Consider the following 24,931-nt stretch of genomic DNA (forward strand, 5'->3'; position numbering starts at 1 on the left):
GACTTATAAAACCTGAATTACTTGTTCTTTGCTTAAACGTGATTTTGGCAGCTTAGCATTGTAGTCTTCTTCTGCATCATGGTAACCCAGCGCAAGTGCCACATCACAGATGTAGCCGTCTAATTCGCTTGCAAACTCTTCACTTATCAGCTGTGCATCAACGCCTTCCATAGGAGTGGTATCAATCCCTAAGCGTGCTGCTGCATGCATAGTATTGCCTAAAGCAATGTAGGTTTGTGCTTTGGTCCACGCGGCATTATTACCTTGCTCATCGGTATTTAAATCAACAAACGCAAAGGCGCCAAAAGCTTGCTCGCGGTTTTCTTTTTGAGTTCGGCCATTCTTTATATCGGCATCAATTACGTGTCCGTAATCTTCACGAGTATATTGCGGATTATGAGCAAATAAAATAATGTGCGACGCCGCTTTAATGTGTGGCTGATTAAATTGAAACTTATTAGCAAAGGTAGTGTGCATACGCTCTTTTGCAGCGTCTGATTCAATCACTACAAATTTCCAAGGCTGCGAATTAATTGACGAAGGAGAAAGACGCATAGCATCATACAATACCGTTAAATCGTCTTGAGAAATGCGCTTTGTCGCGTCGTAACGTTTAGCAGTATGGCGGCTTTCAAGGTCGCGAATAATAGGGTGAGTCATAGTCTCTCCATAATAAAAAAGGGCTAATAAACAGTGTTCACTGAGTGTATGAGCAACATAATACAATTTGCTTTATTTAAAATAAACAGCATAATTATTGAATCATTATCAAATAAAAATAGATAATATGCAGATTGATGACTTAAAACTGATTTTAAAAGTAGCAGAGTGTCGAAGTATTACTTTAGCTGCTGCTAAGTTAGATATGCGCACAGCAACCGCCAGTGCGGCTATTAAGCGCGTAGAATCAGCCCTTGGCTGCGAATTATTTATTAGAACAACTCGCCATTTGCGTTTATCCAGTGCAGGGGAGCGGTACATACCCCAATGCGAACAAGCTCTGGCTGTACTTGAAACGGCAAGGCAAAACCTCAAAGGAGAACATGATGCTATTGAGGGAGAATTGCGGGTGGCTACTTCATCTGATTTAGGGCGCAACCTAGTGATCCCCTGGATTGATGAAATTATGGATAGGTACCCAAGTGTGAGCTTGCGTACGCACATTAGCGATAGCAATATCGATTTTTTTCGTGATTCGGTTGATATTGCACTGCGTTATGGCTCCCCAAGTGATAGCAGTGTTTATGGATTTAAAATTTGCAACGTACCGCGACTACTCTGTGCTACACCTACCTATTTAGCTAAATATGGTGAGCCAGAGCACCCTGATGATTTAGCGCAGCATCACGGGTTATTTTATCAGCTGCAAGATATTATCAATAATGTATGGGAGTTTACCGATGGCCAAAAAAAATACAAAGTAAAAATGCAGGGCAGACGTGCCTCAAACGATGGCGATTTAGTAAGGCGCTGGTGTGTGGCAGATAAAGGTTTAGCAGTTAAATCGGCGTTAGATATTGCTGATGACTTATTAAATAAACGCGTTGTTACTGTGATGCCAAACTATCAGCACACCCAAGGGGAGCTGTGGCTTATTTGCCCAAGCAGACAATCGATTACTCCCGCTGTACGACTACTACGCGATGTGTGCAGAGAAAAAACCGCTCACTTATTGAATCAGCTAGTAAAAGAGGGAATTGTTGATAAACGTGTATTAATTAACGAGTAACAAATACACGCTTAGTAATGTTAACTTAAGTGGTTATTAAAAAATGCTAATGTACGCTGCCATGCAAGTTCGGCATTTTTTTCATCGTAGCGGCCAGTTGAATCGTTATGAAAACCATGATTCGCGCCTTCGTACATGTGCATAGTGTAATCAACATTGTTAGCTTTTAAGCTTTGCTCATACTCAGGCCATGTAGCGTTAACCCGTTTATCAAGTTCACCTAATTGAATCATTAACGGCGCTTTTATATTTTTGTGTAAGCTTTCACTTGCAGGTGTGCCATAAAAGGGCACGCCCGCAGTCAATAAATTACTGTCTACGGCAGCTAAATAGTTAACAATATAGCCACCAAAACAAAAACCAACGGCACCTAATTTACCATTACTATTTGGATGCGCCTTCAAAAAATGCGCGGCGGCAACAAAATCATTTTGTATTTTAACGCGATCCATCGTGCGCTGCATGGCTCGACCTTCATCGTCGTTGCCTGGGTAGCCACCCAGTGGGTGCAACGCATCAGGGGCAAAGGCAATAAAGCCGGCTTTAGCCAGTCGCCTTGCAACATCTTTTACATACGGATTTAAGCCGCGATTCTCGTGTACTACTAATACAACAGGTAGCTTGCCTTGTGTATTTTTTGGAACCACTAAATAGCCTTTGCCCGAACCATGGCCATCAGGCGAATCAAATTCTTGGTAAGTGGCTTTTATGTCATCGTCGTTAAATGAGACTTGCTCAGCTTGAGCGTAATTAGGTAATAATGCACCTGTAAGCACCGTCATCGAAAAGCCCAATGCGGCTAAGCCACCAAGCTTTTTCATGAACGTGCGTCTATCAATTAAACCATGAGCGTATTCGTCATACCAATCAAATGCTTCTTGAGGAATGTGTTCAGACTGAGGGGAGGTCATAGTTGTGCCTTATTTTATTATGATTATTAAATACCATAACGTAAAAGGTGTAAAAAACGAGCAGTTTTCCTTTAATTATTGTAATTGATATAAAACTACTCGTTAAGTAATAAAAGAATAGCCTCTCTTTGTTGCTTTGATATTAAAGCAACCATTTCAGGATGATTTAAACTTTTTACCTCGTTAATAGTTATATTTTTATTATTGAGAGTGTATAAATCACTATATGGACTTACTTTGTCAGCGTTACTTGCAAAGATGTAAGTTTTTTTAGTGTAACTAGGTGCACTAAGTATATTGAATAGATTAAGCTTGTAAGGCGGAACTCCACTTTCTTCAATTATTTTATTAGCCACTTCGTTCAAATAATCATCCCCTAAAAATGTGCTATAAATAGGGTGGGTTAACCTAGCTATAGTATTTAATGCAGTTTTAAAATTAATCATAGGAGCAATAAGTATGTGTTTATTAATATTCAGCTTGCCTATTATGTGATTGCTCGCAACTGCACCCATTGAATAGCTAACAAGAGATATATTTTCATATTTTTGCGACTTTATATATTCACTCACAATATTTGCATTTACTAAACCAAAGTCAAATGGTTCATTTTGGTTAGGCGAAGGGGCAACAACAACGTCGGCTCCTGTAAAATGAGCAAGCCAGCGTGATTGTATTCCATAGATTGTATAATCAATACCATAACCTGGAAGTAAAATGATTAAATGATTTTTTTTAACAGGGTGTTTATTTGTATGATTTAAGGTTTCCTCAAACGTTTTAATTGTTGTGCCATTTTTTAATTTAAAATTGAGTGTAACCGTTGAAATTATTTTGCCTTTATAAAGTATTGTTGGTGAGGTGTATAAAAAGTTTACACACTGTTTTTTACTTATACAGTATTGGGTTTTCTGGCCCGTTACATTGCTATTCAATACCGATTTATCAAAAATTACTGGTCTAACAGGCTTCGTTATTTGTTTGGCAATAAAGTTCTGGCATCCACTCAAAAGAACTATAAAAGACAGGATTAGTGTTATAAAGCGCATTAAAACTCCTTTTTCTATATATACAATTTTTGTAAAAAGCTAAAACCTTAATTGCCTAATATTTAAGAACCCATAGAATCTGAGTCAAAGTGAATTTGAATAATGTGAACTTATATAGCTTTGTAAGTTTTATTCATAATTAGTCCCTGATAATCCTTCATCAAACCCGAGTAAAAATCCCAATCCGGCAAATGAAAAAGAAATAGTTATTGCACCCAGCAGCGTAAAAAAACGAGCAGTTTACTATGCTCATCATAGGATCTTTTTAATCACGCAATTAAACGTTGAACAACATAGATAAAGCTAACCCAGTAATGAGTAATAAAAATCCGATAATTTGTGTTGCTATATCTCTTTTGCGAACGAGAGTTTCCGCTACAGGGCTAGTTAGTTTACGAGTAAGAAAGTTTGCAGGGATTAAGCGAATGCTTGCAAAGCCCATAAAACAAAAGCCAAAGCCAATGAGGAAGCTCGAATAGGTGGAGTCAATAATGCCACCGATAAACGTGAATAAGGCGATTAAATAAAGTGACATACTTGGCCAATGTATTACTTTTTTATTCATAGTTAGTCCTTGATAATCCTTCATCAAACCCGAGTAAAAATTCTAATCCTACAAATGCAAAAGAAATAGTTATTGCACCCAATAGCATTAAATTGCGGTTGTTCTTTTTGTAACCCAGAGTAGTCAATACGGCAAAGACGATAAATAAGATAAGCTGAAATGTGCCCATGGTTAATCCTTTAAGAGCAAAGTTTAGAGTTAAATTACCAGTAGGGAGACAAACTGGCAAATAGTTGAATGCTATTTTTTAACTATAAATAAAAAGCTCGGCATAATAATACCGAGCTTTTTTGGTTGGGATTTTACTTAATTTAGTGATTCGTCGTTGCTGGTTGGCCATCGACTAGGGCATCTTTACCGCGCCATTTGCGGATCAGGCGTTTTGCATCTTCAAGCGCAACATACTGACACGGTATAAGAATAAGCGTTATTACCGTGGCAAACAGCACACCAAAAGCGAGCGATACCGCCATAGGTATTACAATTTTTGCTTGTAAGCTGGTTTCCATAATAATCGGCATGACCCCAATAAAGGTGGTGATTGAAGTTAGTAATATGGCTCTAAAGCGACGTGCACCGGCTTGCATTACCGCTTGTTTTATTGCCACGCCTTCAGCACGCGCTTTGTTTACAAAATCTACCATCACGAGTGAGTCATTAACCACCACACCGGCTACCGCAATAATGCCAAACATCGATAAGCTGCTCATGGTCATACCTAGTACCATGTGGCCAAACATGGCGCCAACCACACCAAATGGAATGACCGACATAATAATTAATGGTTGCGAGTAAGAGCGCAGAGGAATAGCCAATAATGCAAAAATTATGATCATCGATAGCGCAAAGTCACGTAATTGCTCATCAGCGCTATCCATTTCCTCTTGAATACGACCAGCCACATTACTTTGTACCCCTGGGTAGTTTTTAAGTAATGAAGGTAAGTACTCATCACGAATTTGTTGTGCAATGGCAAAGGGTTCTACTTGGTCAGTATTTACCGCAGCCCACACGTTTACTGTACGTTTTGAATTTTCACGGCGAATACGATTAACCCCATCAACTAATGAAATATTAGCAACTTCACTTAATGGTACTTCAGCGCCTGTGGGGGTGATAATACGTACGCTGTCGATATCGCTGATTGAGTTACGCTCATCTTCTGGGTAGCGGATCATCACTTTAATTTCTTCACCTTCGCGAAGAATACGTTGTGCTTCTAAACCGTAATAACTAAAACTCACTTGTGAGGCCACATCGGCAAGGGTTAGCCCCATGCTGTAAGCAAGTGGTTTTAAATCTAGCTGTACTTCATCGGTAGCGCTTTGCATTGAGTCATTAACATCGCCTACGCCTTCCATACTTTGTAACTTGGTTTTAAGCTTACCAGCGACTTCTTTAAGTACTTGTGCATTTTTACCTTCGAGTTTGAAGCTTACATCGCCATCGTCTCGACCCCCGTTCATAATACTGTCTTGAATGGTTAGGGTTTTAACACCCGGTAAGTTAGGCATTTGTTCGCGCCATAAGGCACTCAGTGCAAAGGTATCAATAGGGCGCAGGTCGGGTTCAACTAAAATAGCCATAATGTTTGCTTGCGTTCGCCCACGTAAGCTAACTGATAAATCGCGGATCATCGGTTTACCGTATTGCTCTTTGAGCTGGTTATCAACGCTCAGTATTAGCTGCTCTACTTTTTTAGCTGTCTCAAGCGTTGCTTGCTCAGAAGACGCTAAGTTCATTTCTATATCAATGCGTGGAAAATCGTGCGGTATTTTAGGATTAGGCACAAATTTAACTAAACCACCGGCAAACATTCCCGCACTGACAATCAGTAAACACATAAAACCGACAATTACGGTATAGCGATAATGAATGCAGCGACCAACAAACGGGGTGTAGTAGTTATCAACAAAACTTTTTAGGCCGTTATCCATTACTTTACGTGCACGGTGAAGCGGGTTTTTTGGATTTGGTTTACGGTCTTTCATTGCCGCAATATGTGCCGGCAAAATAAGTTTTGATTCAATCAGTGAGAAAATTAAACATAAAATAATCACCCCACCAATGGCTTTAGAAAAAGCCGCACCAGGGCCTGTGGCAAGAGTTTGCGGTAAAAATGCCGCAATAGTGGTAAGTACGCCAAATGTGGCTGGCATTGCCACGCGTTTTACGCCGCGTACTACGTTATCGAGTGTATGGCCGTGTTTTTCTATTTCAGCACTAGCAGATTCGCCCACAACAATGGCGTCATCAACCACTATCCCAAGCACCAGTATAAAGGCAAATAACGAGGCTAAGTTAATGGTGACATCTAAAAAGCCAATTGGCATAAACAAAAAGGCACCTAAAAATGACACAGGTAAACCCATCATTACCCAAAAAGCTAAACGTAATGGTAAAAACAGCGCTAATACCAACATAACTAGTAAGCCACCCCAAATCATATTGTCGACCATCATATCGAGGCGACCTTCGAGGTAGTAAGTTAAATCAACAATAGGAGAGAGCTTAACACCTGCAGGCAGTTGCGATTCTTTTTCAGCCATATAGGTTTTAAGTACTTTAGCAACATCGGTAATATCTTGATCTTTAGAGGCGTTTACTTCAAACGACAATGAGTTTTTACCATTGTATTTTGAGTATTGCAGGCCTTCTTCAAAGCCATCATTTATGGTGGCAACGTCACCTAAATAAACTTGCGCGCCATCGGCAAGGGTGATCAGTGGTAGTTTTGCAAACTCGCTACCACGGTAGGCTTGTTTTTCAACGCGCATTGAAATGTAGCCATTTTCAGAGCGAATTTGCCCAGCTGACATATTGGCAGAAAAGCTTTGCACTGCACTGGCAATATCTCTAAACGTTAATCCATAAGCACGCAGTTTGTCTGGGCTTACTTCAATACCAATTTCGTAATTAAGGCCACCATTAAAGTTAACTAAATTAATATTAGGCAGTGCCTGAAGCTCGTCTTTTATATCGTTTCCGAGCTCTTTAAGTTGGTAGTTACTCATGTCACCGTAAAGCGCAAGTATCATTACTTCTTGTTCGTATTTATCGCGACGAACAATAGGGCGCTCCATACCCGCAGGAAACGTATTAATTGAATCTACTTGTACTTTAATTTCATCGAGTACTTCTTGCGGGTCAAACTGCTCTTCTATTTCAATCCACGCTTGTGAAGAGCCTCTATTGGAGTAGGTGATAAGGCGCTTTATTCCCTCTATACCCTCAAGGTTCTCCTCGACTTTTATGGTAATGCCCTCCTCAACCTCTTGCGGGGCTGCGCCAGGGTATACCGCGGAGACACTGATCCAGTTACTTTCAAATTGTGGAAACATTTGTTTGCGAATAGTAAACGCCGTTAAAATGCCACCAATAAGTATAAATATCATCAATAGATTTGCTGCAACAGGGTTGCGCGCAAACCATGCAATTAGGCCTTTTTCACGTGTAGACATAAGTTACTCCTGTTTCAATGCAAGTTGAGTAACGTCTGGGGTTGTTACAACGTCTTCAATTTTTACCGCCATTCCCTCGGTAGGGTATTCAAGGGCAGAAGTAATTAGCTGTTCACCTTCATTAAGCCCTTGGTCTGCGATCACCATGCCGTTTTGTTCACGTATAATATTGAGAGTTTTAAACGACAGGGTTAAATCGTCATTTAATATCGCAATTTTATTTTCTTTGACTAAATGATGTGGCACAACAATGGCGTTATTAACTGCACGACCTTCTATGCTAGCGTTAACATAGGAGCCAAAACGCAATGGTTGAGTTTTGTTAGCATATGGGGTTGGTAATTGTGCCACTAAGTAGCTCATACGGCTTTTTTGATCTATCACCCCTTCACTGCGAACAACTTCTGCCTGCCATGTGGTTTCTTTGCCCGCGAACTGCGCACTAAATAACACTGTTGCACCAATACCGCCATTATTTAAGTATTGAAGCTCTTTATCGGCAACCGGTAAACGTACTTCAGCGACCGAAGTGGCGCTGAGTGAGCCAAAGCTATTACCTGGATTTACAACAGAACCCAAACTAATGCTGCGCGCGTTTATAATTGCATCGTAGGGGGCTTTAATATAAGTGCGTTCTAAATTACGTTTAGCACGTTTTACACTTGCTTGTGCTGAGCGATAACGCGCCATTTTCTCTGCTAATTGCGGCTTACGTAAATAAAGCGCAGAAGCGGTAATATCGCTTGAGTCTGCTTTAATTCGTTCCCATTCAGCTTTAGCAACATGCGCTTGTGCACGTTCAATCTCAAGCGCTGAACTTGCTTGGGCGAGCCCGGCCTCAGCTTCAATTAAATCAGCTTCGTAATCATTTGGGTCAATTCGTGCTAAAATATCCCCTTGCTTTACGAAGGCACCTTCAACAAATTGCCCTGCAACAGAAATAACTTGGCCACTTACCTGAGCAATCAGCTCAGTGCGGTCTTTAGGTTGCACAATACCGTATGATTTAACATCGAGAGTGATTGCATCAAGGTGAATAGGTTGTGCTGCAACCAATGGGCGAGTATCTTGTTCTGGTTTTTCTTCTGGTGGTTTTTTCATTGCTGAAAAGCCCGCTGCAAGGGCGATGCCACCAACAAGGACCGCGATAGGGAGTATTATTTGTTTTTTAGTCGCCACAGGGCATTCCTTCATAAATTGTGCTGATGGGCTAATGATACGCAATAAAGTGTTTACAGTGTGTTTGAAGATGTAACAAGTCATTGCACAATGCGGTTGCAAATAGAACAAATTGCTCTGTTTAAATGCAAAGCAGCAACAATATAATTGAAATTTATTACTGAGGTTATAATGAAAACACAATCAATGGCGTGCCGTTTAGGCTGTGGAGCATGTTGTATTGCACCAAGTATTAGCTCGCCAATACCTGGTATGCCAAATGGTAAAAAGGCCGGAGAACGTTGTATTCAGCTGGATGAGCGTAATTTATGTAAGCTATTTGGTGATGAGTCGCGCCCTAAAGTGTGTAGTGATTTTAGCGCCACTTTAGATGTATGCGGGACAACCAATGAACACGCATTAACGTTAATTACAGAATTAGAGCAATTAACCTAATTTATTGTATTAAATACACATATATTTACAATTTATACGCTTGAAAAGTGTAGACACTTACTTTGTCTTTCTAAAAGTAGTACTGAGAGAGTGCAAAGAGACACTACGCTTTAAGAGTAAGTGACTTAGACACAAAATCACTTGGTTTAGTGAGTCGTGCTTTTCTCATTTTCTTCTTATTCAATCCTCTTTGTTCATACCGTTTTTAATGATAAATACACAAAGAGGGCGAAGAGGCGCTGCGCTTTTAGAGTACGTAAAGTAGGGCGAGCTGCGGTATGAAATTTTTAAGTCAGCTTGTTGCTAGTCTGTTTATTATTTCAATTTAAAAAACAAGCTCAGCGTGGGATACACCCTCGCTGAGCTAAATTGTTACCAGCTATACGTGGCGCTCAGCGTATATTGCTCACCGCGACCCGGCGTGCCTGGGATTTCTTCAAACGATTCATCCCACAAATTATCCGCTGCTAAAGTAATAAAGAAATTTTGCAGTGTAGCTGGGGTTATTTTTAACGTCAGCTGAGTAAATAGTGCCTCGTCATCTGAACGGCGAAGGGCATTTTTATGCTGCTTACGCCATTCATTATCAACACGAAACTCTAACATATCCGTCGGGTTCCAAATTGCACCGAGCGTTACACGATGATCAGGAAAATTTAAGGCATAAAAGCTAGCATCAAGATTTTCAGCGCCATAGGTTTCTGTTTTATGTAAGTAGGTATAGCTGGCAACAATTTCTGTATTATTAAATTGTTTAGTGGCTAAAAACTCAAGGCCTGTGGTGTCAATATCAACCGGCTGTGCAAATCGCGCTGAGCTTGAATCAAAGCTAAATGTCCAATCGGTTAGGTTGTTATCTTTACGATAAAAAAGTGCGGAATTAAGCTGCCAGCTTTGTTGCTCAAGCAATAAGCCCAGCTCTAAATTTTTGGTGGTTTCACGCTTAAGGTTAGCGTTACTTCTAAACAAACCACTTGATTCATTGCCACCAATGGCGGTGTAGCCTGCTACTTGGCTTGCCTCGGCATACGACAAATACAATGTACGCTCAGTGCCATCGTTATTTTGGGTATTGAAACTAACATCCCCAATTAACGATAGCTCAGAATCATCACGACTGGTGTTATCAAACGCAGCACCTAAGCGGACGGTTAGTTGCTGGTTGCTTGCTAGTGCTGTTGTGTATTCAGGCAATACACTAAGCTTAAAGTAGTTACGTGAAGTAAAGTTATTTTCAAGGGTGGTGGAGTCAATACTGTCTTCTATATATTGCGCAGAGTAATTAACCGCAACTGACTTTGTTTGCGCATGACGACCTGAAATAGCCAGTGATGTTACTTGCGTTTCATGAAATGCTTGGAACGCGCTTGGGTTTTCTCGTGAATAAACATAATGGTCGTTATGCTTGCGGTAATAAGCCGATACTTCAAATTCACTGTTGGTAGCATAGGCTTGTTTATGGTTAAGCATTAACAGTTGCGTTTCTAAGTCTTCGGTTTCATTTACACCAAAGGGGGTATAAAGGTTTGGCCAACCAAAAAACTTTTCTTGTAAGCCGTAAAATAAATCAGTTTGTGAATCGCTCCCAGTTAACTGCACTCTTCCAGAAGTACGGGTAAAGTCATGATCGCCAAAATCAATTGAACCATCACTTTGTGAGTGCGAATATTCACCTTCAAAACCAATACGCCAATTAGCGTTTGCTTCAATTGGAGTACTCACACCTGCATGAATTGTTTGTAGGTTAAAGTCATTTGAGCCAGCGCCCAAAGAGACACTGCCACCAGTTGTTATTGGTTTCCAAGCAAACGACACAGTACCTACCGAGCTATTCATGCCATAAAGTGCATTATCGGCTCCGGTTAATACGCTGGCACCCGTTAGCATTTGTGGTGCAATAGGAATTTCTGCAAAGTAGTGACCAGACTGCGGGTCTAGTAAAGTTGCACTGCCGACTCTAAAGCCGGTATTTTCAAAAATACCACCGCGTATCGTTACATCAGCTTGTGCTTCAGCCATATTGCGTGATTGCAAGTCAACACGCGGGTCGTACTCTAAATTTGAAATAGGCGAATCAAATGTACCAACAGGTAATGTATTGGCGGTGGGTGACGCTTCAATTGTTATTTGTTCTATGGTTGCTGTTTCTTTACTCTGCTCTGCATAAGCAACAGTTGAAATACTGGCTAACACGGCCGGTATAATAAGGTGCGGGGCACGATTCATATCATTATTCTCATTTTATGCAATGGCGCTAACAATTAAATACCTATCACTTTTTATCACATGATAAGGTAAGCTCACTAAGCTAGGGTGTTTTTGGGCGCTATTGTACATTAATGATAAAAAACTGCATTTGATAATCAAACCTAGCGTTACAAAATAGTAACTCTGCATCCTATAAATTATTTACATTGGTCACTTTATTATGCAAACACAACAATCGAGTCATTCATTAAATCAGCACACACTTTATTTTGCTGGTGGTTGCTTATGGGGGGTACAAGAATTTATGAGGTATTTACCTGGGGTGGTAACCACGGAGGCGGGGCGTGCCAATGGCACCAGCAATACTACACAGGGGGAATACGACGGCTACGCCGAGTGCGTTAAAGTAACCTTTGATAGCCAAGAAGTGACCTTAAATGAATTAATCGGCTATTTTTTTGAGATTATTGACCCATACAGTATCAATAAACAAGGTAACGATGTAGGCGAAAAATACCGTACCGCCATTTTTAGCCAAGACAGTAATCATTTAAACATCGCCAGAGACTATATTAGCCAGCGGGACGATGCCAAAAAAATAGCGGTACAAGTAGCGCCACTGACTAATTATGTCCCTAGCGATCCCGAGCATCAAGACCGCTTAACCAATCACCCTGATGATTATTGCCATATCCCAATTGATTTATTGCACAAGTATAAATCGTGATAGCTTTAAGGGTACTCAGGCCTTTCAAAACGATATAATTTGAACGAGCCAGTTTGAAGTGTTGTGCCTTTGTGGTTTGAGTACATATAGCCTTTAAGTTCTCGGTTGTCTTTATGAATAATTAGCTTATTTGCGAAAAGTGGATGGCTGGTGGTTATTTCCAATATCCTCTCTTTTTCTTGAATATCTTGTGGCATAAAAGAGGTGCTAATTATGTCATTGGTCCCATTTGTAAAATAATTGAAATACGACTTTTTATTGGGGTGAAATTCAATACTTGCTAGTTCTTGCTTGCCGTCTAAATTTAATAATCCTACCCAAAAACCATGTAGGCCCGTCTTTTCTATAGCAGCTAACTCATCTATTTTAGAGCGGTATTTACCTATAAATGTACGAACGGTAGATTGCCCTTTTTGTTCTTACAATCGGTACGTTTTTGACATTACAAAATTATCGTCTGCATTAGAATAAATTTCTAACACCTCGAATGAATTATCTAAAAAGGGCTTAAAATCAATGTGAATTGCAGATGTTCTTTATTAGGGCTAACAAGTTTGATAGTGCAATTAATGCGACTGCATTTGATATCATTATTGCTAAACGCAATTGATTTATTTCTATAAAATGCATTGGCGATACTTGCTATTATTAAACGGTGTTCTCCGTTTTCTTTAATTTCCAGTACATTGTACTCAAAATGATCTTTATAAATTCCTTGCCATATACCAGGCTTTAACTGTAGTTGAGTGCCGTACGCATGGAACGCACAAAGCAGGGGTAAAAATAAGCTTAGGGTTAGGAGCTTTTTAAATGTCACCGAAAAATTCCTTTTCTCACAAAAAAGCCCGCAAACATGCGGGCTTTTAAATATCAATTAAAGTTTATTGCTGAGCTTTAGGCGGAAAGTTACTTAAAATATTGGCAACCGTTTCCTTAATAGCGGCTTCACGTTGTGATGGGGTTTGTTTTTTCTTTAAACGACCATCTTTAGCACCACGCCAAATTAATTGGTTTGACTCACGATCAATAATATCGATAACTAATGTGCCTACTTCATATTCGCGTGCGCTTACATCGTGGTTAAAGCCTGTGCCCCAGTAACCCCAACGCGCACCGTAGCCTACGTTAAAGCTGTCAACTTCAAGCTCTTTATCCACACTTGCATGGTAATTAACAAGTACATCAGCTTGCGCTACGTCAACCAATTGCATACCTAACTGTTGGCTTAGTTGGTTGTTTACCGCATTGCGAACGCGTTTTTCCATAAGGCCACTGATTTGGTAGTTATTCGTGTCTTTAGTTAGGCTCGCGTTTTCTACCCAAGCAAACGTTTTGTAGTTACTAAAGTTTGCTGATTTATCGTAATCCCAATCGGGCGTTTGTGTACAGGCGGTAAGTAGCGCCAGTGCTGCGACAATAAATATATGTTTCATTACGTTTGCTCCAATAAAGTGCGTTTGTTTAAACTACCATGGGCGAGGGTAATTTAAAATCTAAAAATAAGTGTAACTGGCTAAGATGAATAGCCAATTAATTCTTAGTCCAGTAGAGAGGCTTTATGTTCAACCTCAATCCAATCTTTTTCATCTACCCAGTTTTGTGCGCCGTTTTTTACCGAACGAATTGGCACAATATAATCACAACTTATTTGCGGTTTAACCGAAGCAAATATTGGCACAAAGCCAAAGCTCAAGGCGGTTTCTATAATCGCCTTTTGGTTTTGCGGATCGATATCAGCCGCTTCATCTATGTAAATAGGTATACGGTATAAGTTTTGTTCCTGATCGCTTAATAAGTAACGAATAAATAACATGCCACATAACAGCTTAATGGTGATACGCGTACCATTTGAACCAGCCGAATCTATTTTTTCAAAGTGCTCGGTTTCGCCCGCGCGGTTAACCACTTCAAAACGAATATCAAATAAATCGGTGAGGGTCAGACCTGCTTTGTCTGAGGCGAGTTTAATTAAATGATCTTTTGCGTCGTTTACCGCACTTTCGCTGTACGGCTCTTGGCTGAGTAAATCCAGGGTGTCGCCTTGTTCAATTTGGTTAGAGGTACTGATAATAGTATCAATGCTATCTACCAACATTTTGCGCGGGATAATATTAATTTTAAACGCTTGCAGGTTTGAAATACGATGCTGGCTTATGCCTTTATTAAAGCTATTCATTTCACGGCGTAGGCGGTCTAAATCTTCACGTAAGCCTTTAATCGTGGCGGCCACTTCGGTGAGGGCAACGCGACCTTGGCGCTCAACTGCATCGCGCTCGTTATCAATATTATGAAACGCGCTAATAAGTTTTTGGTATTTACTAAACTCATCGTTTTCGTTATCGAATTTGGTAATACCTGCATTGTAAATATGCATATAAGTATTACGTACATTTATATCGAAATTACGTAGCTCTTGGCAGTCTTTATTAAAGTGGTGAATTAAATCGCTTAAATTATCAAAATCGATTTTTATATCAATCATGTAAGGCGTCACTTTACCACTGTATAAATCTAACGTGTGGTCAATACGCTCGGTTTTAACTTGGCGCAGGCGCTCTGTTTGACGATTAATTTGCGCTTGTTTTGATTTAATTAACGAGCGTCTATCAGCAATTGAGCCACTGTTTTTTTGAATATCTTGTAGGTAGTCATCAACTTGTTCGCGTTCGGCTAAAAGCTGCTCTTTTAGCATCGCTTGGGCGTCAACCGATTGTTGCATCACTTCAAATTGCTCTAAGCGTTTAAGTGCACTTTCAGCACTCATAAGCTCATCGTATAGCGCGTCTTTTTCTTTTTGCTTATCTGCAACATTGGCGGCCACTTCGCGCTGTTGTTTAAACTCTTTTAATGATTGCTCAAGTGCGGTTAATTGAGCACTCAGTTGCTCTTTGTTTTCGCCGCTTTGCATTTGCACCGGCGAGAGTTTTTTAAGCTTAATACTGGCACCGGGCAGGGTGAGTACACCGCCTTTTACGTTTTCACTAAGCTGCGCTAAAAATTCGCCGAAGGCGTCTTCGTCATCAATAGTGATATCGCCATTGCTGGTGGTAGCAAAGGAGAGAAGATCGGGGTTTAATAGTCGCGATATTTCTTCAACTTCTTTCAGTGATAAGTCTTCACGCATTCGAGTGAATAAATTAAATTCTAAGTTTTTAAGTTGTAACTTTAAGCTTTTAATTTGTTTTTGTGTTTCGCCAATGCGGTAATCAAGGGTGTGCAGGCTTTGACCTTGTGCACTCGTTATTGAGTGTGACAACGACTCGTAGTCATTTTTTAACTGCGTTAAGCTGGTTTTGAGCGTGGCTTTATTAACTAGCTCAAATTCACTTTTAAGAGCGTTGTAATCTAAAAACCACTGTTCAATTTGGGTTTGTTTGCGCTCTATATCGCGTGATTGTTGAACGTATAGGCTTTGTTTTTGTTCAAACTCGTGTTTTTCGTGCTCAATATCTTCAAGAGCGATGTTGAGTTCGCTTAGTTGCTCTTCCTGATACGTATCAAAATCAATCAGTGCTTGGTCAATTTTTGGTGCATAAGCGGCCAGTTTACCTTTAAGAACGGTTTGGTTTTCAAGCATAGATTCGAGGGCGGCTATGGGCTCTTGCATTGACTCAAGGGCTTTTAATTCACGTTTTGCGCGGTTTACTTTATCAAACGACCGGCGCCATACTTCGTAAAAGTCGACCTTTGAATTTGACATGTGGCGTTCAAACACACGTAACATAAAGCGCTTAACGTCGTTTGCGCCTAATTTATGTAAATTAAGAATACGACGAAATATTTCTTTGTATATTGCAGAGTCTTGAACGTTGTTAAGGGGGATCATTTTTAAATTGATCTCACCATCAAATTGCGTTGCACCGCCAGTAAGTAGGGCGTTTAACTCTTGCGCTTTAAGCTCTATCGGGTTGTAACCTTGCTGCTTTAAGTGATTAAACAGCTTGGTAAACTTAATAATGGTATTGCCTTGGGTGTACTGGGCTAAATCAAGTTTGCCTTGATAGCAAAAGTATTGGTGTGCATAACCGGCAATTTTACCTAAGCCTGCTACGCCAATGACAACTGAGCCATGGGGTAAATCGGCTTGCAATAAAATGTACGATTGATCTGATGAAAAATAAAACTTACGGGTTTCATCTAAATCGTGGCCATCCCACTCGGTAAGGCGTAAATCGTTAATTAGCGGAAATTGCAGTGCATTAATAACTGAGCTTTTACCTGTGTTGTTAGGCGCACAAATCGAGCTACTTTTATCAAGTGGGATCACACACTTTGCATAGCCTGCAGTATTAAGTAGGGCGAGTTTACTCAGTCCGTATAAGTTTTTCATTCCTCGTCCTCTCCTAAAAAGGTTTCTTCATTTACTTCCATTAAGGCATCAATATAGCGATGAATTGGCGCCTGTAGCATAAAGCCGCCTTCCACTTCGCGGGCAAGGCCTAAACGTACCATGCGTAAATACACATCTTTGCGTAAATCAGAACCCGAGAATATTTCAAGCTGATCAAATAAATGTTTATTAAGTTGTACCAAGGTTTGCATTAGCTCTAAATCGTTTGGCTCATCAAATAATGCACGCATTGGGTCTTTACCTGTGTTGGCAAAGTGTTCGATTAAAATATAAATAGTGAGCGCTATCGCGCGCGATATTTTGCCCATATTAGGGGTGCTTTCATCGCTAGCAAAATAATAAAAGCCACGACTGTCGTGCTTTAAATCATGGCCTAATGCTGTGAATAAGGCGCTGTAAGCTTCAATTTGTTGGTCAAGCTCTTGCCACATTAGAGTGTCTTGTTCGCAAATGTGGTAACCCGCGACTAATTTTTTATTAATGGCTTGTAAGTGAGAAAGCTCATTTAAGTTTATCTGTGTCATGGTCATTACTCGTGCTCGGCTTTGTCAGCCTTAGGCTCTGAATTAAAGGGGTACAAAGAAAAGTGCTGGCCTGCAATGTTAACGCGGGCTTTTTTATCGCTTTGGCTAATGTGTAGGGTGGTATCGCTCACTAGTTTTTGATACAAAAACAGCATTTCATCGGCTTCAAGCTCTGGGTAGCTTTCGTCTAAAAATTGCAGCAGAGGCTGTGGTTTTTTACGCTGCTTTTTGAAGCGTTTTGCAAACTGCGCTTTTACATCGTGATAGTCAGGAATGTTTGGTGTGACAAACGCAGGCACATCGTTTTGCTCTGGTAGCTGATATTCATGATGCTCAAATTCAGCCAGGCTTGCCATGTAGGCTACTATATGGCGCTGTTGACCCAATGAATACTTTTGCGCATCGCTTACAAAATGTGGCTGCACGGCGCTGAGCATATTATCTACCCCATTTTTACGTATTAGTCCTAATACTTTTGCTACTTGGCGGGTAATAAGGTTATTACGGCGCAACTCTTCACGCAGTGGCATTAACATATCGGCACTTTTACGTAAGCTTATCCGGCCAACTAGGTGCATTTCTAGAATGCGGGTACGCAATTGTTCAAGCATGCGTTTATCGTTGTACGCTTTGCCTGAACGTTCAATATGTTCTATTTGGGTGCTAATTTGTTGCTCAATAAGGGTAAAGCAGGCATGAAAGTCGCCTCTAATATCCACCATTTCCAGCATGGGTTCTATATACTCATCAAACGCTTCTATCACGGCTTTATAGCGTTTTTGTAGCGACTGCACCGCATTATTAGATTTGGCTTGCTCAACAATATTTAAAATAGCGTTTTCGTTGTGTAAAAACAGTTTGATTATTTTACGCACCCGATCATCCATAATACGGCTAAAGCGGCGTAAATCATCAAAATCTTCCATTTCACCGGCATTGGATAGCCGATTACCTAAACGGGCCAAATCATCAACCAAGACACTAATTTCTTGTGCTAAGCCTAAATGTTCTTCTTGCAGTAAAAAGGTGGCAAAGTCGGCAATGGCGCGGTTAATTTCCAGTTGTGACGATTTAGCCAGCGGAATAATAATTTCTTGATTTAATAACCGGTTGGTTTCTTTATAAATACGCTCATTATTCCACGTGGGTTGCTTTTGCTTAATGGCATTTTGAAGATCTTTAATACTAAAGTCGGCCATTTTAAAGCGCTTAAATAATAGCTCTAATACACCCCAGTGTTCATTTAGGGTATTAAGTAGCTTTTTAGCTGGGATCATAAGGCGTTGCAACTTCCTAGTATTCGTTATTTTATATTTCTCGAACTTATATGGTATTCGTTTTTGCGACGATTTAATAATAGTTTTTACACCCGCTTAGTGATAGTATCCGCGCCGAATATAGGCACATAGAGTTTGTGGGTATATTTTTTACATGGTTTCAATTTTTACTTAACCCCGAAGGTTGTTTAATATCATGGTTTCCTCGATTATCCTGACGCTGATAGCGATTGCATTTTTGCTTATCGTTATTGAGGATGTGATCCACGTAAACAAAGCAAAAACGACATTATTTTTTGGTACACTTTGTTGGATTATCTCCTTTATTTTTCCTCTTAATGGGCAAAGCCCCGAAACGATTCAAACCCTCCTAGACCACAATATTTTAGAAATTGCTTCTTTATGGCTGTTTTTAATGGCCGCAATGACCTTTGTCGCCTATTTAAACTCTAAAGGACTTATCGAAAATGTTGTGAACCGGATTATGCCAACCAGCATTAGTGAGCGTAAGCTGATGTTTTTGGTGGGGTGTTTTGCGTTTTTATTTTCATCTATTTCCGACAACGTTACGGCCACGCTAATATCACTGGCAGTGATTATGTCATTAAAGCTTGAAGCCAAAAAACTAGTTAAGTACGCCACGCTTATTGTATTTGCTGTAAACTCCGGTGGTGTATCACTTATCACGGGTGATGTAACCACACTTATGATTTTCCTTGATGGTAAAGTAACAATTAGCAATTTATTACTGTTAATTGTGCCTGCGTTATTAAGTGTATTATTACTGGCTACTTTGTTATCAATTGGTATGAACAAGCAGTTAGAGTTTAAAAAGACTAAATTCAAACGTATTGAAAAAACCGACATAACCATTGCGGTTATTTTCTTCACTACGGTTATTGCTACGCTTACATTGAGTGTTTTATACAGTGTACCGCCTCTGCTTACTTTTTTATTGGGTTTATCTATTATGTTTTTAGTCGCGCAATTTTTAATGCGCAAAAAAGACATCAACAAAGATATGATCGATTTTATACGCGACATAGAGTACGACACCTTATTGTTTTTCGTGGGTGTGTTACTGCTTGTTGGTGCGTTAAAAGAAGTTGGGGTACTGAGCCAATTTACTAATTTGTATACGGTAATGGCGCCAGAGTACGCAAACTACTTAATGGGTATTTTATCCGCAGGTGTTGATAACGTGCCACTAACGGCAGCGTTATTAAAAGCCGACATTGTAATGAGTCAACAGCATTGGTTGTCGTTTACGTATGCAACCGGTGTAGGTGGCTCTATGCTAATCATTGGCTCGGCGGCCGGTATTATAGCCATGAGTAAGGTAAAAGAGCTGACGTTTGCAAGTTACCTTCGCTTATCGCTGTATTTATTACTGTGTTACACCTTTGGTTATGCGGGCTCTTACTTAATGGGTAGTTTTATTTGATTTTATAGTAAAACGACTTGACAGCTAGACGTCTAAACGATAACTTTCAAAGCCGCACTCTTAGTGCGGTTTTGTTTTATTAGCCACAGGTTAATAATACATTCAGAAGAGGTGCGATACTTAGGTACTTAATGTGAGGCAACGACAGCCTGCGATCATTAAGGAGGGAAGTACTCGCCGAGGAAAATAATGGGTCGTTACCATTGTTTTTCGGTTTATGGGGCTGAATCCTCAAAACTGTCACCAATTTAGGTGGAGAGCTTCTGGCAGTAGATTTTTCTTATCTTTATTTCCTGCCAAGTTCTTCTTGTTTTATTGCGGTTTGGATGCCGCGAAAGGAGACGAAATGACTACCCAATCAGTGCCACAAAGTTCACAGTGCACAAAATCAGATTACATTGTTGCCAAATTTGGTGGCACCAGCGTTGCTAACTTTGAGGCGATGAGCCGTTGTAGCGAAATTATCGTAAACGATAAAAATGTACGTATTGTTGCAGTAAGCGCCAGTGCCGGAGTGACTAATCATTTAGTGGAGCTTTGCAAAGCGGGTATTGAAGCCACTAAACGCCAACAGCATATTGATGGTGTTCTTGCGATTCAGCAGGCTATTTTAAATGACCTGTCGTTAGATGAGGATTTAGCCCTTGGGTTTAATCAAACGCTTGATGCATTTCAAACGTTGGCGGCACAAACACTCAATACTGAGCAGCAGTTCGATGAGCTACTTAGCTTTGGCGAGCGTTTATCGTCGTACTTATTTACCCAAGTACTAAGGTTAAAGGGTTTAAATGCCACTCGTTTTGATGTGCGCCAGGTGCTTAAAACCGATAGCCAATTTGGTAAAGCAACACCAAATGTGGCCGCCACAGCGCAAGCCGCTAAAGCACATTTAATTCCGCTGCTTGATGATAGCGTTATTGTGACCCAAGGGTTTATTGGTAGCGATGCAAACAATTTAACGACCACGCTCGGTAGAGGCGGCTCAGATTATAGCGCTGCACTGCTTGCTGAGGCTATTAACGCTAAAAGTGTGCATATTTGGACTGACGTAGTAGGTATTTTTAGCACCGATCCTCGTTTGTGTGTAAAAGCCACTCCTATTGCGCGTTTAAGTTTTGATGAAGCAGCAGAAATGGCGACCTTTGGCGCTAAAGTATTGCATCCGGCAACTATTTTACCTGCCAGTCGCAGCCATATTAATGTGTTTGTTGGCTCAAGCACAGAGCCAGAACTTGGCGGTACGTGGATTGAACGTGAAAAATCGCAGCTACCTGGTATTCGTGCGGTAACACAACGTAAAAATCAAATATTATTAACCCTTAAAAGCCCAGAAATGCTGTTAGCCAGTGGCTTTTTAGCCCGTATATTTACTATTTTAAGTGAGTGCAATATTTCGGTAGATTTGGTCACCACTTCTGAAATTAGTGTGGCAATTACCCTTGATAATGCGCCTAATGCATCACGCCCAGAGCTAGATCAAGAGTGCTTGGATAAACTCGCTGAATTTTGCCATGTATCGGTTGAAAACAATTTAACGCTGGTAGCGTTAATTGGCTCTGAAATTGTTTTGCGCCAACATGAAATGAATTTAATGAAAGTATTAAGTGACTTTAATATTCGACTCATTTGCCATGGTGCAAGTAAACATAACTTGTGCTTTTTAGTTGAGCAAAGCGAGTCTGATGCAGTGGTTCAAGCGATTCATAGTCGATTACTAGAAAGTGATTGCGCTGCGTAAATCGTTAATAGTTATTATTGAGCACCGCCAGTCGGTGCTTTTTTTTGCCACAACGCTAATATCAAACATGTCGTTATGTGCTCCAACCACGGTATTGCTGCAAGCTGTAAGCTGAGTGTTATTAAGTTCGTTAAACACATTAGGGCTTAATAATTGAGCAATGGGGCGGCTGGTGGCTTTAGCCAGCGCTTCTTTTAATGTCCAAATCCTAAAAAAATGATGTGCTTGAGTTGTTATGTTATCTGAATCGGTTATTAAGCTCAATTCGGCTGGGTGGTAAAAGTGCTTAGCGAGTTTATTAAAAGGGCGCTTTAAACTAATTTTTTCAATATCAAAGCCAAATTGAGTTGATGCTACATTTAACGCTGCACCTACAAAACCATGAGAATGAGAAATACAGCAACTGATCACGCCTGTTGTATTTTTAATATGTAATTCTAATTTACTGTTATCGGGGTTAAATTCAGAACTAATATCACACAGCTTTAATGATGCATAAGAAGAACAAGCGGTTTTTACTAGGTATTTAAGCACTAAACGTGTGGCTAAATATTCTTGTTTAGCCTGTGGATTTTTACGCCGATTAATAACATTGAGCTCAAAAGGGCTTAAATAGTGGGGTAAATCAAATTCACCCACATTGAGGGTGGTTGCGTTAAGCAACGCAATGCAATGGCTGTTATTTGCTAAAGCGGGCGTGGCTTTTAGCTGGTTTTCAAAGTAAGTTACACTCATCATTGCTCGTTATAAATGACGACCGATTACATATTTATTACCCAAAGCTGGATAGTTTGTGAGCGGTTGTTAGTTGTTGTGAGCGCTAAGTACATTTTTATTACTCAGCCGCTCTTAAATATGGTTTAATTCGCATTCGTTAAAATAATAACAGATTTGTAGGTGTATGGCACAAGTGCGTGATGGTTTTCAAAGTCGACTAGGTTTTGTATTGGCAGCAGCCGGTGCAGCGGTAGGTTTAGGTAATATATGGGGTTTTCCTACGCAGGCTGCTAATCATGGTGGCGGCGCATTTTTACTGGTTTACTTTATCGTTATTTTTTTGCTGGCGTTACCTGCTTTGTACACCGAGCTGTATTTAGGTTACAAAGCCCAAGCTAACCCTGTTAAAGCGCTAAGCCAAGCATGGCAAGATCATGCCCCTAAAGTGGGAGCCGCAGCAGGCTATATTGGCCTTGCCGGTGCCATCGTTATGTTAAGTTTTTACTCAATTGTGGCCGGTTGGATGCTTTCCTACGCTATAGAGCCTATAAGTAGCTTTTTTGGCTTGCATAGCTTGAGTGAGTTTTTACATAGCGACTCTATGTTACGTAATTTTATTTTTACGCCGCTTATGCTTATTTTAACCGCCAGTATTATTTTAAAAGGGGTGAAGTCGGGAATAGAAACCTGGTCACGCCGTTTAATGCCGCTTTTACTTGTTCTCCTTATTGGGCTTATTATTTATATTGCAACGTTAGATGGCGCAAGCGAAGGGTTTGCTGCTTATTTAGTGCCTGATTTTAGCAAAATACTCGACCCTGATTTAATTATTGCCGCAATGGGACAGGCGTTCTTTTCGTTGTCGCTTGGGGTAGGCTGTATGATGATTTACGGCTCATATTTAAAACCTGGTGCTAACTTACCAAAATTAACCGCAAGTGTTGCGCTACTTGATACCAGCGTGGCGTTTTTAGCGGGCTTATTAATAATTCCGGCTATTTATGTTGCCCAGTACAATGGCGTTGAAGTATTTAATAACGGTAAATTAATTGGTGAGGGGCAACTTATTTTTGCCATATTACCTGAGCTATTTGGCACTATGGGTGAAATTGGTTTATTGGTTGGCTTATTATTTTTTGTATTGATGTCGATAGCTTCAGTTACCTCAACTATTTCATCAACTGAGATCCCTGTGGCATTTTTGGTTGAAAACCACAGTGTAGATAGAACCAAAGCAACATGGGCAGTCAGTGCTGTTGTGCTTATTTGTGCCAGTACCATTATTTTAAACTTTGATTGGTTATTTGGTTTAGTGATTATGGTATTTACTCAATACCAATTGCCGTTAATGGGGCTGTTTTACTTTATAACGGTAGGCTGGCTATGGCAACGTGGTAATAAACTGAACAAGGCAAGTAGTGGGCCGCACTATTGGTTTGCTCAGTACATTCGTTTTGTCTGCCCAGTGCTAATGACCTTAGTATTTGCAAATGTAGCGTTTGGTTAAAAACTTTTAAACGCGAATTTAAAAATGCAGTTTTAAAAAGCGAACTATTGGGAGTCACCCGAAAGTTCGCTTTTTACATTTTAAATGACTTGATATTACAATACTTGATTGGTTAGCGTTTGCCCTTGAGCAAGCTCGTTTGCATTTTGTAATGTTATATTAGCGATTTCGGTTAGAGCTTCTTGAGTAAAAAAGCCTTGATGCCCTGTTATTAAAACGTTTCTAAAACTTACTAAACGAGAGAATATATCGTCTTGATTTATTTCGTCACTGTGGTTTTTAAAAAACAGCTCTGATTCTTGTTCGTACACATCAAGCCCTAAATACCCCAGTTTTTGTGATTTAAGTGCTTTGATACACGCTTGGCTGTTTACCAGCGCACCGCGAGAAGTATTAATGAGCATGACCCCGGTTTTCATTTTATTAAATGCGGCGTCATCGATTAAATGGTGCGTGTCTTCGCTCAGCGGGCAGTGCAGTGAAATTATATCGCTTTGGGCAAGTAGGGTATTTAAATCGGTAATAGTGTAATTGCCTGGTTTTGCAAAAGGGTCGCACACTAAAACGTTAGCGCCAAAACCATTTAAAATGTTACACAGTGCCAAGCCTATTTTACCGCAGCCTATAATCCCTATGGTCTTGTTATGTAAGTTAAACCCAAGTAAGCCATTTAAATCAAAGTTGTCTTCGCGCACGCGGTTATAAGCTTTGTGTGTTTTACGGCTGAGGGTGAGCATAAGGGCAACACAATGCTCCGCGACTGCCTCAGGGCTGTAAGCGGGTACGCGTAATACGCTGAGGTTACGCTGTTTGGCAACAGGCAAGTCAACGTTATTAAACCCCGCACAGCGTAATAAAATAGCGCTAACACCCAATGTGGCAAGTTGCTCAATCACTGCTTTATCTACTGTATCGTTTACAAATACGCACACAGCGTCAAAGTTTTTAGCTAATATTGCCGTCTGCGCCGATAAACTTTGCTCAAAATAAGTAATAGTGATGTTAGAAAAGCCATTTAAACTTTGCTCAAAAAAAGGGCGCTCATATTTCTGAGCACTAAAAAAAGCAATATCCATTAACTAGCTCCAAGTAATCAATTATTTTATTAC

At 40.2% G+C, this 24,931-nt stretch carries 22 protein-coding genes and 1 riboswitch; of the genes, 6 read left to right on the forward strand and 16 right to left on the reverse strand.

What is annotated here, in order from left to right:
- Window positions 1-3: 3 nt before the first annotated feature.
- On the reverse strand, window positions 4-660 hold the full coding sequence (locus tag N523_RS0111375) for a nitroreductase family protein (protein ID WP_028835086.1): 657 nt from the start codon (window positions 658-660) through the stop codon (window positions 4-6).
- Between the two features lie 127 nt (window positions 661-787).
- Between N523_RS0111375 and N523_RS0111380 the strand changes: the two genes are divergently transcribed.
- Complete coding sequence (locus N523_RS0111380; protein ID WP_028835087.1) at window positions 788-1,729, forward strand: LysR family transcriptional regulator; 942 nt, start codon at window positions 788-790, stop codon at window positions 1,727-1,729.
- 20 nt (window positions 1,730-1,749) lie between these two features.
- On the opposite strand, the gene N523_RS0111385 is transcribed toward N523_RS0111380, so the two are convergent.
- The 6 genes from N523_RS0111385 to N523_RS0111410 form a co-directional block, all read right to left on the reverse strand.
- The gene (locus N523_RS0111385) at window positions 1,750-2,640 is read right to left on the reverse strand and encodes a dienelactone hydrolase family protein (protein WP_028835088.1); all 891 of its coding nucleotides are present in this window, start codon (window positions 2,638-2,640) and stop codon (window positions 1,750-1,752) included.
- A 95-nt stretch (window positions 2,641-2,735) separates the two neighbouring features.
- Window positions 2,736-3,689, reverse strand: coding sequence for a hypothetical protein (locus tag N523_RS0111390; RefSeq protein WP_028835089.1), 954 nt, complete (start codon window positions 3,687-3,689; stop codon window positions 2,736-2,738).
- A 277-nt stretch (window positions 3,690-3,966) separates the two neighbouring features.
- A complete protein-coding gene (locus N523_RS0111395) occupies window positions 3,967-4,254 on the reverse strand; it encodes a hypothetical protein (RefSeq protein WP_028835090.1) in 288 nt (95 codons plus the stop codon).
- Window positions 4,247-4,423, reverse strand: coding sequence for a hypothetical protein (locus N523_RS19555; protein ID WP_013465151.1), 177 nt, complete (start codon window positions 4,421-4,423; stop codon window positions 4,247-4,249). The genes N523_RS0111395 and N523_RS19555 overlap by 8 nt, the downstream gene beginning before the upstream one ends.
- 142 nt (window positions 4,424-4,565) lie before the next feature.
- Complete coding sequence (locus tag N523_RS0111405) at window positions 4,566-7,715, reverse strand: efflux RND transporter permease subunit (RefSeq protein WP_028835091.1); 3,150 nt, start codon at window positions 7,713-7,715, stop codon at window positions 4,566-4,568.
- A 3-nt stretch (window positions 7,716-7,718) separates the two neighbouring features.
- A complete protein-coding gene (locus N523_RS0111410) occupies window positions 7,719-8,894 on the reverse strand; it encodes an efflux RND transporter periplasmic adaptor subunit (RefSeq protein WP_013465149.1) in 1,176 nt (391 codons plus the stop codon).
- Between the two features lie 171 nt (window positions 8,895-9,065).
- Between N523_RS0111410 and N523_RS0111415 the strand changes: the two genes are divergently transcribed.
- Entirely contained in the window at window positions 9,066-9,329 is a 264-nt protein-coding gene (locus N523_RS0111415; protein ID WP_008109286.1) for a YkgJ family cysteine cluster protein, read from the forward strand.
- A gap of 372 nt (window positions 9,330-9,701) precedes the next feature.
- On the opposite strand, the gene N523_RS0111420 is transcribed toward N523_RS0111415, so the two are convergent.
- Complete coding sequence (locus tag N523_RS0111420; RefSeq protein ID WP_028835092.1) at window positions 9,702-11,555, reverse strand: TonB-dependent receptor plug domain-containing protein; 1,854 nt, start codon at window positions 11,553-11,555, stop codon at window positions 9,702-9,704.
- A 202-nt stretch (window positions 11,556-11,757) separates the two neighbouring features.
- Here N523_RS0111420 and N523_RS0111425 point away from each other — a divergent pair, with 202 nt between their 5' ends.
- Window positions 11,758-12,264 carry a peptide-methionine (S)-S-oxide reductase gene (locus N523_RS0111425; protein ID WP_028835093.1) on the forward strand — a complete coding sequence of 169 codons (507 nt, stop codon included), beginning with the start codon at window positions 11,758-11,760 and terminating at the stop codon, window positions 12,262-12,264.
- 5 nt (window positions 12,265-12,269) lie between these two features.
- Here N523_RS0111425 and N523_RS19670 read toward each other — a convergent pair whose 3' ends face one another.
- The 6 genes from N523_RS19670 to N523_RS0111450 form a co-directional block, all read right to left on the reverse strand.
- On the reverse strand, window positions 12,270-12,461 hold the full coding sequence (locus N523_RS19670; protein WP_231485820.1) for a hypothetical protein: 192 nt from the start codon (window positions 12,459-12,461) through the stop codon (window positions 12,270-12,272).
- A 299-nt stretch (window positions 12,462-12,760) separates the two neighbouring features.
- Window positions 12,761-13,081, reverse strand: a complete 321-nt coding sequence (locus N523_RS19675; RefSeq protein ID WP_231485821.1) for a hypothetical protein — start codon at window positions 13,079-13,081, stop codon at window positions 12,761-12,763.
- A 64-nt stretch (window positions 13,082-13,145) separates the two neighbouring features.
- Window positions 13,146-13,697 carry a DUF4136 domain-containing protein gene (locus N523_RS0111435; RefSeq protein WP_008109277.1) on the reverse strand — a complete coding sequence of 184 codons (552 nt, stop codon included), beginning with the start codon at window positions 13,695-13,697 and terminating at the stop codon, window positions 13,146-13,148.
- A 104-nt stretch (window positions 13,698-13,801) separates the two neighbouring features.
- Window positions 13,802-16,594, reverse strand: coding sequence for a hypothetical protein (locus N523_RS0111440; protein WP_028835094.1), 2,793 nt, complete (start codon window positions 16,592-16,594; stop codon window positions 13,802-13,804).
- Window positions 16,591-17,139: a condensin complex protein MksE gene (locus tag N523_RS0111445; RefSeq protein ID WP_028835095.1), complete on the reverse strand. Its 549-nt coding sequence runs from the start codon at window positions 17,137-17,139 to the stop codon at window positions 16,591-16,593. The genes N523_RS0111440 and N523_RS0111445 overlap by 4 nt, the downstream gene beginning before the upstream one ends.
- Window positions 17,140-17,144: 5 nt before the next feature.
- Complete coding sequence (locus N523_RS0111450) at window positions 17,145-18,416, reverse strand: hypothetical protein (protein ID WP_028835096.1); 1,272 nt, start codon at window positions 18,414-18,416, stop codon at window positions 17,145-17,147.
- Window positions 18,417-18,612: 196 nt separating this feature from the next.
- Between N523_RS0111450 and nhaD the strand changes: the two genes are divergently transcribed.
- Together nhaD and lysC are read left to right on the forward strand one after the other, a co-directional pair.
- Window positions 18,613-19,860 carry a sodium:proton antiporter NhaD gene (nhaD, locus tag N523_RS0111455; RefSeq protein WP_013465139.1) on the forward strand — a complete coding sequence of 416 codons (1,248 nt, stop codon included), beginning with the start codon at window positions 18,613-18,615 and terminating at the stop codon, window positions 19,858-19,860.
- Window positions 19,861-19,958: 98 nt separating this feature from the next.
- Window positions 19,959-20,131, forward strand: a riboswitch (Lysine riboswitch).
- A 75-nt stretch (window positions 20,132-20,206) separates the two neighbouring features.
- A complete protein-coding gene (lysC, locus tag N523_RS0111460) occupies window positions 20,207-21,598 on the forward strand; it encodes a lysine-sensitive aspartokinase 3 (RefSeq protein ID WP_028835097.1) in 1,392 nt (463 codons plus the stop codon).
- On the opposite strand, the gene N523_RS0111465 is transcribed toward lysC, so the two are convergent.
- The gene (locus tag N523_RS0111465) at window positions 21,575-22,333 is read right to left on the reverse strand and encodes a 4'-phosphopantetheinyl transferase family protein (RefSeq protein WP_028835098.1); all 759 of its coding nucleotides are present in this window, start codon (window positions 22,331-22,333) and stop codon (window positions 21,575-21,577) included. The genes lysC and N523_RS0111465 overlap by 24 nt on opposite strands.
- A gap of 166 nt (window positions 22,334-22,499) precedes the next feature.
- Between N523_RS0111465 and N523_RS0111470 the strand changes: the two genes are divergently transcribed.
- Window positions 22,500-23,822 (forward strand): sodium-dependent transporter, encoded by a 1,323-nt coding sequence (locus N523_RS0111470; protein WP_028835099.1) that lies wholly within the window; start codon window positions 22,500-22,502, stop codon window positions 23,820-23,822.
- Between the two features lie 95 nt (window positions 23,823-23,917).
- Here N523_RS0111470 and N523_RS0111475 read toward each other — a convergent pair whose 3' ends face one another.
- The gene (locus tag N523_RS0111475) at window positions 23,918-24,898 is read right to left on the reverse strand and encodes a 2-hydroxyacid dehydrogenase (protein WP_028835100.1); all 981 of its coding nucleotides are present in this window, start codon (window positions 24,896-24,898) and stop codon (window positions 23,918-23,920) included.
- Window positions 24,899-24,931: the final 33 nt, after the last annotated feature.

The sequence above is a fragment of the Pseudoalteromonas sp. 23_GOM-1509m genome (genome assembly GCF_000518425.1).
Taxonomy (GTDB): Bacteria; Pseudomonadota; Gammaproteobacteria; order Enterobacterales; family Alteromonadaceae; genus Pseudoalteromonas; species Pseudoalteromonas tetraodonis.

What these genes read in the sequence shown, in the direction of transcription:
- N523_RS0111375 (WP_028835086.1), bottom strand. Translation starts at nt 660, where the DNA reads ATGACTCACCCTATTATTCGCGACCTTGAAAGCCGCCATACTGCTAAA.
- N523_RS0111380 (WP_028835087.1), top strand. Translation starts at nt 788, where the DNA reads ATGCAGATTGATGACTTAAAACTGATTTTAAAAGTAGCAGAGTGTCGA.
- N523_RS0111385 (WP_028835088.1), bottom strand. Translation starts at nt 2,640, where the DNA reads ATGACCTCCCCTCAGTCTGAACACATTCCTCAAGAAGCATTTGATTGG.
- N523_RS0111390 (WP_028835089.1), bottom strand. Translation starts at nt 3,689, where the DNA reads ATGCGCTTTATAACACTAATCCTGTCTTTTATAGTTCTTTTGAGTGGA.
- N523_RS0111395 (WP_028835090.1), bottom strand. Translation starts at nt 4,254, where the DNA reads ATGAATAAAAAAGTAATACATTGGCCAAGTATGTCACTTTATTTAATC.
- N523_RS19555 (WP_013465151.1), bottom strand. Translation starts at nt 4,423, where the DNA reads ATGGGCACATTTCAGCTTATCTTATTTATCGTCTTTGCCGTATTGACT.
- N523_RS0111405 (WP_028835091.1), bottom strand. Translation starts at nt 7,715, where the DNA reads ATGTCTACACGTGAAAAAGGCCTAATTGCATGGTTTGCGCGCAACCCT.
- N523_RS0111415 (WP_008109286.1), top strand. Translation starts at nt 9,066, where the DNA reads ATGAAAACACAATCAATGGCGTGCCGTTTAGGCTGTGGAGCATGTTGT.
- N523_RS0111420 (WP_028835092.1), bottom strand. Translation starts at nt 11,555, where the DNA reads ATGAATCGTGCCCCGCACCTTATTATACCGGCCGTGTTAGCCAGTATT.
- N523_RS0111425 (WP_028835093.1), top strand. Translation starts at nt 11,758, where the DNA reads ATGCAAACACAACAATCGAGTCATTCATTAAATCAGCACACACTTTAT.
- N523_RS19670 (WP_231485820.1), bottom strand. Translation starts at nt 12,461, where the DNA reads ATGCCACAAGATATTCAAGAAAAAGAGAGGATATTGGAAATAACCACC.
- N523_RS0111435 (WP_008109277.1), bottom strand. Translation starts at nt 13,697, where the DNA reads ATGAAACATATATTTATTGTCGCAGCACTGGCGCTACTTACCGCCTGT.
- N523_RS0111440 (WP_028835094.1), bottom strand. Translation starts at nt 16,594, where the DNA reads ATGAAAAACTTATACGGACTGAGTAAACTCGCCCTACTTAATACTGCA.
- N523_RS0111445 (WP_028835095.1), bottom strand. Translation starts at nt 17,139, where the DNA reads ATGACACAGATAAACTTAAATGAGCTTTCTCACTTACAAGCCATTAAT.
- N523_RS0111450 (WP_028835096.1), bottom strand. Translation starts at nt 18,416, where the DNA reads ATGATCCCAGCTAAAAAGCTACTTAATACCCTAAATGAACACTGGGGT.
- nhaD (WP_013465139.1), top strand. Translation starts at nt 18,613, where the DNA reads ATGGTTTCCTCGATTATCCTGACGCTGATAGCGATTGCATTTTTGCTT.
- lysC (WP_028835097.1), top strand. Translation starts at nt 20,207, where the DNA reads ATGACTACCCAATCAGTGCCACAAAGTTCACAGTGCACAAAATCAGAT.
- N523_RS0111465 (WP_028835098.1), bottom strand. Translation starts at nt 22,333, where the DNA reads ATGAGTGTAACTTACTTTGAAAACCAGCTAAAAGCCACGCCCGCTTTA.
- N523_RS0111470 (WP_028835099.1), top strand. Translation starts at nt 22,500, where the DNA reads ATGGCACAAGTGCGTGATGGTTTTCAAAGTCGACTAGGTTTTGTATTG.
- N523_RS0111475 (WP_028835100.1), bottom strand. Translation starts at nt 24,898, where the DNA reads ATGGATATTGCTTTTTTTAGTGCTCAGAAATATGAGCGCCCTTTTTTT.